Genomic DNA, 13,299 nt, shown 5'->3' with positions numbered 1-13,299 from the left:
TCAGTCGGTGGCATAATGTCTGCCGTTTAGCCTATCCAACATAAATTTAGAGGAACATCATGTTTGAAGTATTGCCCCAGTTACCCGCCGATCCTATTTTGGGATTATCAACTGCATATAAAGCGGACCCTAATCCACTGAAAATTGACTTGGGCGTAGGCGTTTATAAGGACGAGCAAGGGCATACACCTATTTTATCTTCTGTAGCCAAGGCTCAGCAGATATTACTAGCCAAAGAAGACTCTAAAACCTATATCACACCTCAAGGGGTGCCAGGGTATATTGACGGTATGCTGCAATTGTTACTAGGCAAGGGCAGCAAGGTGATGCTTGAAGATCGCGTAGCTGCGGTTCAGGCGCCTGGTGGTTGTGGTGCACTGCGTATTCTGGCTGAGCTTATCAAACGCTGTGACAGTGAACTCACTGTTTGGGTAAGCGATCCAACTTGGGCAAACCATATTCCGCTCATTGGTAATGCAGGCCTTAAAATTGAGACTTACCCCTACTTCAATAAAGCGGATGCGAGCATCAATTTTGACGGTATGGTCGAAACTTTAGCGCAAGTGAAGTCAGGTGATGTAGTGTTATTACATGGATGCTGTCACAACCCAACGGGTGCCGACTTAACACCAGAGCAATGGAAAACTGTATTAGAGCTCGCACAAAAAACCGGTTTCATCCCATTTGTAGATGTTGCCTATCAGGGATTCGGCGATGGTCTTGAGCAAGATGCTTATGGACTTCGTTTACTAGTCGAAAATTTACCAGAAGTGATAATCGCCGCTTCATGTTCTAAAAACTTCGGTTTATATAGAGAGCGTGTAGGTTTAGCTGCGATGATTACGGCCAACACACAAACGCGTAAAGCGATTCAAACTCAAATTCAGTCAATTGCTCGTGGTATATACTCTATGCCACCTTCATACGGTGGGGCACTAGTTGATATCATATTGAGCGACGAATCTTTGCGCACAGAATGGCAAGCAGAAGTAGAAGCAATGCGCACGCGAATGAAAACACTACGTGGCTTATTGGTAGACAAGCTCAAAGAGAAAGGTGCCCAGAGAGACTTTAGCTTTGTGAATCAACAAAAGGGCATGTTCTCTTATTTATGTATTACTCCTGAGCAAGTTCAAGAGATGCGTAATAAACATAGTGTTTATTTCGTTGATTCAAGCCGCGTGAATATTGCAGGTATCAGTAAAGGTAACGTTGACGCATTAGCCACTGCATTAGTATCAGTACTATAATTATCGATAGTCAGTTACGTCAAAACACAAAAAAGCCGATGCATGCATCGGCTTTTTTATTATCTACGTATTATAGCAGTGGCTTATTCTTCGACTTTGTCTTTAGCCATGCGTACTTTCAACGTTCTTTCTTGAAACTCAGAATCATTCAAGTTTTGAATCGCTTTCTCAGCACCAGCAGCTGTCATTTCTACAAAACCATAGCCCTTGCGTTTACCTGTGCGGCGATCTTTCATCAAACGAACGGAGTGAACCTGTCCTTGCAATTCAAAATGTTGTTGAACAGCTTGTTCATTCGCACGATAAGGCAAGTTGCCAACATATAGTGTTTTACTATTTTCTTCATCGGCCTGTTGTGCAACAGAAGAAGTACCAGAAAATTGGCTACCAATGATGGGGACGAGAATACCGCCAAGCAATAAACCAATAGCTAGCGCGAGGCTAGGATCAAGGTTAGCCGCCATGACAGGTAGTAGTAAATAGCCTGCAACAGCAAGAACGACGGAAAGAATTATATTTATTATAGTGGGTGAGTTCATGTATCTACCTAAAAGATTGTGTGTTTGTAAGAATATAAGGCTTAGCTATGTTAACCATTTATTACAAAATCGCCAACTAATAAGCCTTTACATTTATCCATATAGAGTTAAATACCATCATATAGGCCTAAAGTTAGTCAGTTCGTTTGTTAAATCAGCAGTTGAACATTTTTTTGAAATAAACACTTGCGATCAAAAAAGGGATCTCTATAATGCGCCTCTCGCTTCGGGACAGCCGCTAAAACAGCTGCACTGACACTGGTTTTCACCAGGTGAATTAAGCCTTTTATAAAGACTTTAATCAGCGTGATGTAAGGCGGTTTAGTTTGGTTTTTCAGTTTGTGATTCACGTCATAAATTGATTTGAAATTAAATAAAAATAACGCCTTGACATCGAAACTTGAGAGCGTATTATACGCCTCCCGCTTAAGAGGGTCCACGGACAGCATCTTAAGCCGCTTCTAAGGAAGCACGCTACTTCGGTAGCACTGTTCTTTAACAATTAATAACAAGACAATCTGTGTGGGCACTCACTTGATGAGTGTCTACCAAAAAAAATTCATGTTCGATAAATATTTAATTGAAGAGTTTGATCATGGCTCAGATTGAACGCTGGCGGCAGGCCTAACACATGCAAGTCGAACGGTAACATTTTTAGCTTGCTAGAAGATGACGAGTGGCGGACGGGTGAGTAATACTTAGGAATATGCCTTTGTGTGGGGGATAACTATTGGAAACGATAGCTAATACCGCATAACGTCTTCGGACCAAAGGGGGCTCCGGCTCCCGCGCAAAGAGTAGCCTAAGCGAGATTAGCTTGTTGGTGAGGTAAAGGCTCACCAAGGCGACGATCTCTAGCTGTTCTGAGAGGAAGATCAGCCACACTGGAACTGAGACACGGTCCAGACTCCTACGGGAGGCAGCAGTGGGGAATATTGCACAATGGGGGAAACCCTGATGCAGCCATGCCGCGTGTGTGAAGAAGGCCTTCGGGTTGTAAAGCACTTTCAGTTGTGAGGAAAGGTTAACGGTTAATACCCGTTAGCTGTGACGTTAGCAACAGAAGAAGGACCGGCTAACTCCGTGCCAGCAGCCGCGGTAATACGGAGGGTCCGAGCGTTAATCGGAATTACTGGGCGTAAAGCGCACGCAGGCGGTTTGTTAAGCTAGATGTGAAAGCCCTGGGCTCAACCTGGGAATTGCATTTAGAACTGGCAGGCTAGAGTTTTGGAGAGGGGAGTGGAATTCCAGGTGTAGCGGTGAAATGCGTAGATATCTGGAGGAACATCAGTGGCGAAGGCGACTCCCTGGTCAGTAACTGACGCTCATGTGCGAAAGTGTGGGTAGCGAACAGGATTAGATACCCTGGTAGTCCACACCGTAAACGCTGTCTACTAGCTGTTTGTGGATTTAATCCGTGAGTAGCGAAGCTAACGCGATAAGTAGACCGCCTGGGGAGTACGGCCGCAAGGTTAAAACTCAAATGAATTGACGGGGGCCCGCACAAGCGGTGGAGCATGTGGTTTAATTCGATGCAACGCGAAGAACCTTACCTACTCTTGACATACTAGAAACTTTTCAGAGATGAATTGGTGCCTTCGGGAATCTAGATACAGGTGCTGCATGGCTGTCGTCAGCTCGTGTCGTGAGATGTTGGGTTAAGTCCCGCAACGAGCGCAACCCCTGTCCTTAGTTGCCAGCCTTAAGTTGGGCACTCTAAGGAGACTGCCGGTGACAAACCGGAGGAAGGTGGGGACGACGTCAAGTCATCATGGCCCTTACGAGTAGGGCTACACACGTGCTACAATGGCGAGTACAGAGGGAAGCAAACTTGCGAGAGTAAGCGGATCCCTTAAAGCTCGTCGTAGTCCGGATTGGAGTCTGCAACTCGACTCCATGAAGTCGGAATCGCTAGTAATCGCAAATCAGAATGTTGCGGTGAATACGTTCCCGGGCCTTGTACACACCGCCCGTCACACCATGGGAGTGGGTTGCAAAAGAAGTAGCTAGTTTAACCTTCGGGAGGACGGTTACCACTTTGTGATTCATGACTGGGGTGAAGTCGTAACAAGGTAACCCTAGGGGAACCTGGGGTTGGATCACCTCCTTACTATTAGGTTAGGCCTCATCAGGCTGAGTGTTCACACAGATTGTTTTGTTGTTAGTAAAGAAGAGCAAAAAAGAAGTGCTTGGGATATTCAAGCAACTTGTCGCAATGTTCGAAAGAAGATTGCGAAGTGGATTTGTTATTGAGGCAACGCCGCGAAGAATTTGTCGCCGGGAGTTAACGTCTGTTAATGACCAAGCAAATTCTGCAGCAAGGCAGTATCAATGACAAAGACCGAGCAAGAGGCTTGTAGCTCAGCTGGTTAGAGCGCACCCCTGATAAGGGTGAGGTCGGCAGTTCAAGTCTGCCCAAGCCTACCATTTCGCATTTATGCGGTGTTGGACACCTCGTCGTTTAGCAGGCTAAACGTCCTCGGTATCCGCCTAGCCTAAATACGAACTGGCCAAAAAATAAAATCCTCAATGATTTTTGAGGGGCTATAGCTCAGCTGGGAGAGCGCCTGCCTTGCACGCAGGAGGTCAGCAGTTCGATCCTGCTTAGCTCCACCACTTTCTAAGAAAGTGATTTTTGCTCAAAAAGATTAAGTAGCCTTAATCAATACGCATTACATTAAATGTTTATTGATTAAGGTTTTTTAAACCTTAATTGTGCGTACTTCGGTATCACAATGTTCTTTAACAATATGGAAAGCTGATAAAAGTAATCAAAACTAAGAGAACTCTTTAAGAGCTTACTCTATCTGATTTGAAAATGAATACTTGTCACGCATACACAGTAGATACGCTGATAACTTCGGTTATGAGTAACGTCTATACGTCAAATATTGAAGGTTATTTGGGGTTGTATGGTTAAGTGACTAAGCGTATACGGTGGATGCCTAGGCAGTTAGAGGCGATGAAGGACGTGTAAGTCTGCGAAAAGTTGTGGGGAGCCGACAAAATGCTTTGATCCACAAATGTCCGAATGGGGAAACCCACCGCTTCGGCGGTATCATACAGTGAATACATAGCTGTATGAGGCAAACGAGGGGAACTGAAACATCTAAGTACCCTTAGGAAAAGAAATCAACCGAGATTCCCCTAGTAGCGGCGAGCGAACGGGGATTAGCCCTTAAGCTAATAATAAGCGAGTGGAAGGTGTTGGAAAGCACAGCGATACAAGGTGATAGCCCTGTACACGAACGCGAATTTTAAGTGAAATCGAGTAGGTCGGGACACGTGTTATCTTGACTGAACATGGGGGGACCATCCTCCAAGGCTAAATACTCCTAACTGACCGATAGTGAACTAGTACCGTGAGGGAAAGGCGAAAAGAACCCCTGTGAGGGGAGTGAAATAGAACCTGAAACCGTATACGTACAAGCAGTGGGAGCAGACTTGTTCTGTGACTGCGTACCTTTTGTATAATGGGTCAGCGACTTATATTTTGTAGCAAGGTTAACCGAATAGGGGAGCCGTAGCGAAAGCGAGTGTTAACTGCGCGTTTTAGTTGCAAGGTATAGACCCGAAACCCGGTGATCTAGCCATGGGCAGGTTGAAGGTTGAGTAACATCAACTGGAGGACCGAACCGACTAACGTTGAAAAGTTAGCGGATGACTTGTGGCTGGGGGTGAAAGGCCAATCAAACCGGGAGATAGCTGGTTCTCCCCGAAAGCTATTTAGGTAGCGCCTCGGACGAATACCACTGGGGGTAGAGCACTGTTAAGGCTAGGGGGTCATCCCGACTTACCAACCCTTTGCAAACTCCGAATACCAGTGAGTACTATCCGGGAGACACACGGCGGGTGCTAACGTCCGTCGTGAAGAGGGAAACAACCCAGACCGCCAGCTAAGGTCCCAAAATTATTGCTAAGTGGGAAACGATGTGGGAAGGCTAAGACAGCTAGGAGGTTGGCTTAGAAGCAGCCACCCTTTAAAGAAAGCGTAATAGCTCACTAGTCGAGTCGGCCTGCGCGGAAGATGTAACGGGGCTAAGCAATATACCGAAGCTGCGGACGCAAAGTTTACTTTGCGTGGTAGGGGAGCGTTGTGTAAGTGGCTGAAGGTGAACTGAGAGGTTTGCTGGACATATCACAAGTGCGAATGCTGACATGAGTAACGATAATGCGGGTGAAAAACCCGCACGCCGGAAGACCAAGGTTTCCTGTCCCATGCTAATCAGGGCAGGGTAAGTCGGCCCCTAAGGCGAGGCAGAAATGCGTAGTCGATGGGAAACGGATTAATATTTCCGTACTTGGTATATCAGTGATGGGGGGACGGAGAAGGTTATGCAAGCATAGCGTTGGTTGTCTATGTGAAAGTGTGTAGGGTTGAATCTTAGGTAAATCCGGGATTCTACATGCCTGAGACACGAGACGAGATTCTACGGAATTGAAGTTGCAAATACCCTGCTTCCAGGAAAAGCCTCTAAACTTATGATATATCGAACCGTACCCCAAACCGACACAGGTGGTCAGGTAGAGAATACTAAGGCGCTTGAGAGAACTCGGGTGAAGGAACTCGGCAAAATCGTACCGTAACTTCGGGAGAAGGTACGCCCCTGTTTGTGATGAGACTTGCTCTTTGAGCGAATGGGGGCCGCAGTGAAAAGGTGGCTGGGACTGTTTATTAAAAACACAGCACTGTGCTAAATCGAAAGATGACGTATACGGTGTGACACCTGCCCGGTGCCGGAAGGTTAATTGATGGGGTTAGCGCAAGCGAAGCTCTTGATCGAAGCCCCGGTAAACGGCGGCCGTAACTATAACGGTCCTAAGGTAGCGAAATTCCTTGTCGGGTAAGTTCCGACCTGCACGAATGGTGTAACCATGGCCACGCTGTCTCCACCCGAGACTCAGTGAAATTGAAATCGCAGTGAAGATGCTGTGTACCCGCACCTAGACGGAAAGACCCCGTGAACCTTTACTATAGCTTGGCACTGAACATTGACCCTACATGTGTAGGATAGGTGGGAGACTTCGAAGCGTGAACGCCAGTTTGCGTGGAGTCAACCTTGAAATACCACCCTTGTACGTTTGATGTTCTAACGTTGTTCCCTTATCGGGAATGCGGACAGTGCCTGGTGGGTAGTTTGACTGGGGCGGTCTCCTCCCAAAGAGTAACGGAGGAGCACGAAGGTTGGCTAATCCTGGTCGGACATCAGGAGGTTAGTGCAATGGCATAAGCCAGCTTAACTGCGAGACAGACACGTCGAGCAGGTACGAAAGTAGGTCATAGTGATCCGGTGGTTCTGTATGGAAGGGCCATCGCTCAACGGATAAAAGGTACTCCGGGGATAACAGGCTGATACCGCCCAAGAGTTCATATCGACGGCGGTGTTTGGCACCTCGATGTCGGCTCATCACATCCTGGGGCTGAAGTCGGTCCCAAGGGTATGGCTGTTCGCCATTTAAAGTGGTACGCGAGCTGGGTTTAGAACGTCGTGAGACAGTTCGGTCCCTATCTGGTGTGGGCGTTGGATGATTGAGGGGAGCTGCTCCTAGTACGAGAGGACCGGAGTGGACGAACCGCTGGTGTTCGGGTTGTTTTGCCAAAAGCATTGCCCGGTAGCTACGTTCGGAATCGATAACCGCTGAAAGCATCTAAGCGGGAAGCGAGCCCCAAGATGAGTCATCCCTGGCAGTTTAACTGTCCTAAAGGGTTGTTGAAGACTACGACGTTGATAGGCAGGATGTGGAAGCGTTGCAAGGCGTTAAGCTAACCTGTACTAATTGCCCGTGAGGCTTAACCATACAACGCCCAAATGACTTTGGATGTTGTTTGTATGACAAGTATTAAAATCAAGAGTAAGACTAAAGAGATTTAGCGATGATTACAGCCAGACCTTAACAGGAACGGCATCAGCTTTTACATATTGATTTATTGAGCTACGGCTTGATAAATAACAGTTTATGTCTGGCGGCCATAGCGATGCGGCCCCACCTGATCCCATCTCGAACTCAGAAGTGAAACGCATTAGCGGCGATGGTAGTATGGGGTTTCCCCATGCGAGAGTAGCACACTGCCAGACTCCCATTTAGAATGAAGCCACCTAATCGGGTGGCTTTTTTCGTTTCTGCTATAGAAAAATCAACTGTAGTCGAAATCGCATTTTAAAGCTTGTTAACGAAGTAGACGCCTAGGTGTCATACTTCCCTGTAGTTCAGTCCAGCCCGACATCCATGTCGGTCGTTCAAACGGCTGGAGCGGTGCTCCACAGAGCCGCGTTTTCATCCATCAAGGGCTTTCAACTCTAGTGCTTTGCATGAAAGCTGAAGAACAACCCATCCCTGGTGTTGCGCACCAGCCACGCCATCCATGGCGTGTCGTTCAGTCGCGCAAAGCTGCGCTTCGCAAAAGCCTCCGCCTTCGCCCCCATGCGAGAGTAGCACACTGCCAGACTCCCATTACACGAAAAGCCCTGACCAAAAAAACGGTCAGGGCTTTTTCGTATATGCGCTTCGCGCAAAAGCGACTCAGCAACAAACCTTCAGGGGTGTATCAACTACGATATAAACACGTCCATGATGAAGCATTCCCCGCAACAAAGTGGCAGCCACGCCTTCCTTGGTGTGTCGTGCGGCTGGACGTTGCTGTGCAACTAAAGATACCAGCCTTACCCAGACTCCCATTTAGAATGAAGCCACCTTAATAGGGTGGCTTTTTTCGTTTCTGCGACACAGAAAATACCAAAGGCAACCGAGACTACACCTCCAAGGTGACTTCATTCTAAGCGCTGTCGCGCAACGCTACCCACACATGGATAAACCAAATCCCTCGAATGTCATGCGGGGCATCCCATGCAATAGCTGAGAAAATATTAAGCTACTCGTTGCCACCCATCCATGGGGCTACCTCCAGTGCAGCATCCATGCTACCCGTTCAAGCTGTAGGAACTACGCTCCTAAAAGCCCCGCTTTCACCCCCATGCGCGGCATCCGATGCGCCAACCGCGTTGCGCTTGCATTCCAACAACTGCACTGTGCAATCAGCGTTGCAGATCACTTGATGCGGGGAAACAAATTCGCGAGGGACGAGATTTTCGCACAGAAAGCATCAAAGCCCGTTTTTCAATTCGTCTGATAGTATGTATGTCAGAGAGTATGAACCTCAACCACGTGGCTCAGTCGGGCTTTTATGATCCGTCTGAAACGATCAGCAAGTTCTCGAAAGAACACTCGTGACGGTGAAGTGTTTCGCCAAGCGAGGGCGTGTTGGCGTAAAATAGGCTTGTTTTTTATTTCACATACGTGAAGTGATTCGGGTACGTGCATTTCTGAGTGTACATACAAACCCGGTAGAAAAGCTGCCCCCATACCCATAACCACCATTTGCCTTAGGGTATCTAGACTGGTTCCTTCATAATCACGTTGAAGCTCGGCACCCAATTCATTGCAAATATCTAATACCTGATGATGAAAGTGATGTTTATCTTCAAGCGTTAAGATCCTCTGTCCTCGCAGATGCTTGGGTTCAATAAGTACATCCTTGCTCATGGGGTGCTCACTCGAAAGCACTAGTTTTAGCGGCTCTGTAAATAAAGGCTCCACGATGAAGTCGTTTGGCATGCCTGCAAGGGGAGAAATAATTAAGTCGTAATCCCCCTTATATAAACCTGTGTGCAATTCGCTAGGGGCTGATTCTCTTACATAGAATTTTAATTTGTCGTATAGCTGATGCAATTGCGGTAACACGAAGGGTAATAAATAAGGCCCTAAAGTGGGAGGAATGCCTAGTTTGAAGGTCGTTTTGGGACCTTGAGCGAGCTCTCTAGCAATACTTTGGAACTCTGTCATCGTTTGCAGAATATGCTCTGCGTGATTTAACAGCTCACGACCATCAGGCGAGAGCATAGTGCCATTTCGTGATCGTTCAAACAGGGTTAGCCCTAAACTTTCTTCGAGCTTAACGATCTGATTCGTCAATGTGGGTTGACTGATATGCAATTGATAAGACGCTCGTCTAAAATTCAGTGTGTGGGCGACTGCGACAAAGTACTTCAGCTGTTTCAAGGAAGGCTGTAGATGAGAATTCGGCATAATCAGGATGTCCAAATGTGTCTTTGATAGAAATAGGCTATCACGAGCCTATATATTTTTCTATAAAGCTATCAGGCAATATGGCCTGTATATATTGTGATAACGGGTTTTACCGAATTTTAACATTAGGAGTTGGTTATGGATCATGTGATCTCAGGTGTAGCGAAGTTTCAACGTGATGTTTTTCCAAAAAACAAAGAAGTCTTTCAGAAACTAGCGACGAGTCAGAATCCAGAAGTTTTATTCATTACTTGCTCTGATTCACGTATTGACCCGAACATGGTCACGCAAACAGGTCCCGGGGATTTATTTATCTGCAGAAATGCGGGTAATGTAGTGCCCCCTCACAGCAATCAAACTGGTGGCATGACCGCCTCAATTGAATTTGCTGTGGCTGCATTGGGCGTTGAGCATATTGTTATTTGTGGTCACACAGACTGCGGAGCGATGAAGGGGGCTTTAGCGCCAGAAGCATTAGATGAATTGCCACATGTAAAAGAATGGTTGGGTCATTGCCGTGGTGCAACTGAAGTCGTTAAACACAAGCATGGCAGTGTGGGCAGTGAGCATCTCGACGAAGTCACCAAAGAAAACGTCTTGTTGCAGATACAACATCTTAAGACACACCCCTCTGTTGCAGGGCGACTAGCGTGTAAGGAAGTGCAAATTCACGGGTGGGTCTATAGTATCGAAACGGGAGAAGTCCTCTGTTACGACAATAAATCAGAAAGCTTCAAGCCTATGGTTGAATGTTACGCTAGCGAAACAGCGTTTAAATCGGCCATTGGTCTTTAGTAAACTGCAGGATATTTAAATAGATGAAATTCGATTTATCAAATTTACGAGGTGATGTAACGGGTGGTATCACCGCCGGTATCGTTGCTTTACCGTTGGCTTTAGCGCTAGGTGTTGCTTCAGGATTAGGTCCTTTGGCAGGCTTGTACGGCGCTATCGCAGTGGGTTTCTTTGCGGCCCTATTTGGAGGTACACCTTCACAAATTTCTGGCCCTACAGGGCCGATGATTGTTGTGCTTGCAGGACTATTTGCAAGCTTGTCTGGTAATGTTGAGCTTATATTTACCGCGGTGATGTTGGCCGGTGTTTTACAGGTGCTATTTGGGTTCTTAGGCGTAGGTCAATATATTCGCTTGGTACCCTACCCAGTGATATCTGGTTTCATGTCAGGTATCGGTGCGATCATTATCATTTTACAGTTCGGTCGTTTACTTGGTCATGAGCCTCCTGGTGGCACATTAGGAGCATTATCATACTTGCCGCACGCGCTTGCCAACACCAACTTTGTCACGCTAGCACTGGGTGGCCTTACACTGGCTATAGCATATTATTGGCCAGCTAAATTAGGTAAGTATTTGCCTGGCGCACTTGCCGCGTTGATCATTGGCACGCTTGTGAGTTTAGCAGTAGCCAGCGTACCAGTTCTAGGTGCAATACCAAGCGGGCTTCCTAGTTTACACCTGCCGGTGTTTGAGCAAAGCCATTTTTGGCTAGTGCTGGAAGCCGCGTTTATTCTTGCCGTATTAGGCGCGATTGATAGCTTGTTGACGTCTTTGGTGGCTGACAACATGACGCGTACACGCCACGACAGTAGCAAAGAGCTAATTGGCCAAGGTATTGGTAATACGATTGCTGGCTTGTTTGGTGGTATTGCAGGTGCTGGCGCTACCATGCGCACGGTAGTAAATATACGTTCAGGAGGTAAAACGAAGATATCGGGCATGGTACATGCGCTAGTGCTTCTTGCTGTGGTACTAGGGTTGAGCCCACTTGCAGCTAATATACCTCACGCTGTATTAGCAGGTATTTTGGTGAAAGTAGGTCTGGATATTATTGATTGGCGTTACATCAAGCGCGCGCACAACGGTCCGCGTTGGGATTTCGCATTAATGATATTAGTACTGGGTTTGACAGTCTTTGTTGACCTAATAACGGCTGTTGGGGTCGGTGTTGTACTCGCTGCGCTAGCGTATGTACGCCAGATAGCACAGATTCAAATTACTGAATTACGCGCATTGCCTGAAGCTTCTAACAAGCCAGAAGAAAAAGCGTTGCTGGAAGAAGGGCATGGCAGAGTCAATGTGTTCAACTTCTCTGGCCCATTAAGCTTTGGCGCTGCTGCTGACTTAGGGCATCACGTTCGTCAGCATGTCGAACCTGGGTCTGAAGTTCTAATACTCGACTTCTCTAGAGTGCCGGCAATGGACGTATCTGCGGCGATGGCCGTGGACACTATCGCATCAGATAGTCATGCTGCGGGTAAATTACTGTATATTTGCGGTATGAATGAGGAGGTCAAAGAGGTGTTAATTGCAATTAATGGTAGTACCCTTGCTGACTTCGAAAGTGATACCTTGATTGATGCACTTAATACTGCGCTCAAAGCGATAGAAAAATAGCCTCTGTAAATGGTCAATAAAGCGTCGAATATGCTTATAAATTGATCATCCTAGCCGTCTCCTTCGAGGCGGCTTTTTTCATTTTATAACCCACATATTTAGAGCATTTAATGCAATATACTCGTCCGGTTAGTATATTATACATATGTATTTCATATAGTTACGACTAAAGTTTAGTAACGCCTCTGTTTTTTGTAAGTGTATTATATCTGTACAATAATAAAAAAAGTCTAATACCAATGAAAACTATCACCTTAATAGCACTTTGCCTTTATTTGTCTATTGGCCAAGCTCAAGCTGGATTAATTCAATGGGATGCTTTCAACGCTGGTGACGAGTTGGCGGTGAAAGATGAATCAACTGGCATTGTTTGGTTAGACTTAACTCTGACAGCAGGCAGGCATCACGACACTGTTAGTTCGCTTTATGAAGGATGGGAGCTGCCAAGCTTTAATATTGTTGAAGAGTTACTAGTGACTGCTTTCTCAACAATCAACATAAGTGGTTCGTTGGGTGAAAGAAACAAGTTTGAACAAGAGTGTTCAAATACGAGTGTCTGCTTTAATAACGCAGAAATATGGCAAGGTTTATTTGGTTCAATATCGGGCGTGAACCGAAGCTATCAGCAATATTCTTACGGATTATATTCAGACAGCGAGAATGTATTAAGAATGGGCGGCACATTCAAAAACGGCAGTGGTAGTGCCAACCTCTACAGCACTGAATTCAACGTGGGTTATAGCTCAGACTATGAAAGCAAGTACGCTAATGGCGATTTCAACTATTTCGGTTTTTTCTTAGTCAAGAGTGAGCCCAACCTTAGCGCTCAGCCTAAATTACTGCCTATCAATGAAGCATCTGCGCCAACTACATCTTCACTCTTTCTTGGGTTGAGTGGATTGCTAATATTGCTGACGAGAAACGTGAGAGCTAAATTTTTCAGTCAACGATGACAGTTAAGTACGCATTTTTAAGTGCTAAATAGCCCGAATACCATGATATTGTAAGCCT

7 protein-coding genes, 2 tRNA genes and 3 rRNA genes are annotated in these 13,299 nt (G+C 46.3%); 9 read left to right on the top strand and 3 right to left on the bottom strand.

Features of this window, described 5'->3' with window-relative positions; all coding sequences use genetic code 11:
* The first annotated feature begins 59 nt into the window (after positions 1 to 59).
* Positions 60 to 1,250 (top strand): amino acid aminotransferase, encoded by a 1,191-nt coding sequence (locus tag AC0L6N_RS18515; protein ID WP_473476691.1) that lies wholly within the window; start codon positions 60 to 62, stop codon positions 1,248 to 1,250.
* Positions 1,251 to 1,333: 83 nt separating this feature from the next.
* Here the strand turns inward: AC0L6N_RS18515 and AC0L6N_RS18510 are convergent, their stop codons facing one another.
* Both AC0L6N_RS18510 and AC0L6N_RS18505 read right to left on the bottom strand, forming a co-directional pair.
* Positions 1,334 to 1,789, bottom strand: a complete 456-nt coding sequence (locus AC0L6N_RS18510) for an RNA recognition motif domain-containing protein (protein ID WP_011576713.1) — start codon at positions 1,787 to 1,789, stop codon at positions 1,334 to 1,336.
* A 149-nt stretch (positions 1,790 to 1,938) separates the two neighbouring features.
* The gene (locus AC0L6N_RS18505) at positions 1,939 to 2,229 is read right to left on the bottom strand and encodes a hypothetical protein (protein WP_473476689.1); all 291 of its coding nucleotides are present in this window, start codon (positions 2,227 to 2,229) and stop codon (positions 1,939 to 1,941) included.
* Between the two features lie 137 nt (positions 2,230 to 2,366).
* Between AC0L6N_RS18505 and AC0L6N_RS18500 the strand changes: the two genes are divergently transcribed.
* From AC0L6N_RS18500 to rrf, 5 genes are all read left to right on the top strand, one after another.
* Positions 2,367 to 3,899 (top strand): 16S ribosomal RNA (locus AC0L6N_RS18500).
* Between the two features lie 240 nt (positions 3,900 to 4,139).
* Positions 4,140 to 4,216 (top strand) — tRNA-Ile (locus AC0L6N_RS18495).
* Between the two features lie 113 nt (positions 4,217 to 4,329).
* Positions 4,330 to 4,405: transfer RNA gene (locus AC0L6N_RS18490), tRNA-Ala, on the top strand.
* 298 nt (positions 4,406 to 4,703) lie between these two features.
* Positions 4,704 to 7,588: ribosomal RNA gene (locus AC0L6N_RS18485) — 23S ribosomal RNA — on the top strand.
* Positions 7,589 to 7,750: 162 nt separating this feature from the next.
* Positions 7,751 to 7,866 (top strand): 5S ribosomal RNA (rrf, locus tag AC0L6N_RS18480).
* The 16S, 23S and 5S rRNA genes sit together here with 2 tRNA genes alongside, the layout of an rRNA operon.
* 1,063 nt (positions 7,867 to 8,929) lie before the next feature.
* Here rrf and AC0L6N_RS18475 read toward each other — a convergent pair.
* Positions 8,930 to 9,874 carry a hydrogen peroxide-inducible genes activator gene (locus AC0L6N_RS18475; protein ID WP_473476687.1) on the bottom strand — a complete coding sequence of 315 codons (945 nt, stop codon included), beginning with the start codon at positions 9,872 to 9,874 and terminating at the stop codon, positions 8,930 to 8,932.
* 138 nt (positions 9,875 to 10,012) lie between these two features.
* Between AC0L6N_RS18475 and AC0L6N_RS18470 the strand changes: the two genes are divergently transcribed.
* From AC0L6N_RS18470 to AC0L6N_RS18460, 3 genes are all read left to right on the top strand, one after another.
* A complete protein-coding gene (locus tag AC0L6N_RS18470) occupies positions 10,013 to 10,669 on the top strand; it encodes a carbonic anhydrase (RefSeq protein WP_011576712.1) in 657 nt (218 codons plus the stop codon).
* Between the two features lie 23 nt (positions 10,670 to 10,692).
* On the top strand, positions 10,693 to 12,288 hold the full coding sequence (locus AC0L6N_RS18465) for a SulP family inorganic anion transporter (RefSeq protein WP_473476686.1): 1,596 nt from the start codon (positions 10,693 to 10,695) through the stop codon (positions 12,286 to 12,288).
* A 239-nt stretch (positions 12,289 to 12,527) separates the two neighbouring features.
* Positions 12,528 to 13,241, top strand: a complete 714-nt coding sequence (locus tag AC0L6N_RS18460) for a hypothetical protein (RefSeq protein WP_473476684.1) — start codon at positions 12,528 to 12,530, stop codon at positions 13,239 to 13,241.
* The last annotated feature ends 58 nt before the right edge of the window (positions 13,242 to 13,299 follow it).

It is taken from the genome of Paraglaciecola sp. G1-13, from assembly GCF_055809255.1.
Note: the sequence above shows the minus strand (reverse complement) of the source record. Positions and strands in the feature narration are given on the sequence as shown.

Bases quoted from the DNA above. Each gene is read 5' to 3' on its own strand.
- AC0L6N_RS18460 (WP_473476684.1), top strand. From the start codon at position 12,528: ATGAAAACTATCACCTTAATAGCACTTTGCCTTTATTTGTCTATTGGC.
- AC0L6N_RS18475 (WP_473476687.1), bottom strand. From the start codon at position 9,874: ATGCCGAATTCTCATCTACAGCCTTCCTTGAAACAGCTGAAGTACTTT.
- AC0L6N_RS18465 (WP_473476686.1), top strand. From the start codon at position 10,693: ATGAAATTCGATTTATCAAATTTACGAGGTGATGTAACGGGTGGTATC.
- AC0L6N_RS18470 (WP_011576712.1), top strand. From the start codon at position 10,013: ATGGATCATGTGATCTCAGGTGTAGCGAAGTTTCAACGTGATGTTTTT.
- AC0L6N_RS18510 (WP_011576713.1), bottom strand. From the start codon at position 1,789: ATGAACTCACCCACTATAATAAATATAATTCTTTCCGTCGTTCTTGCT.
- AC0L6N_RS18515 (WP_473476691.1), top strand. From the start codon at position 60: ATGTTTGAAGTATTGCCCCAGTTACCCGCCGATCCTATTTTGGGATTA.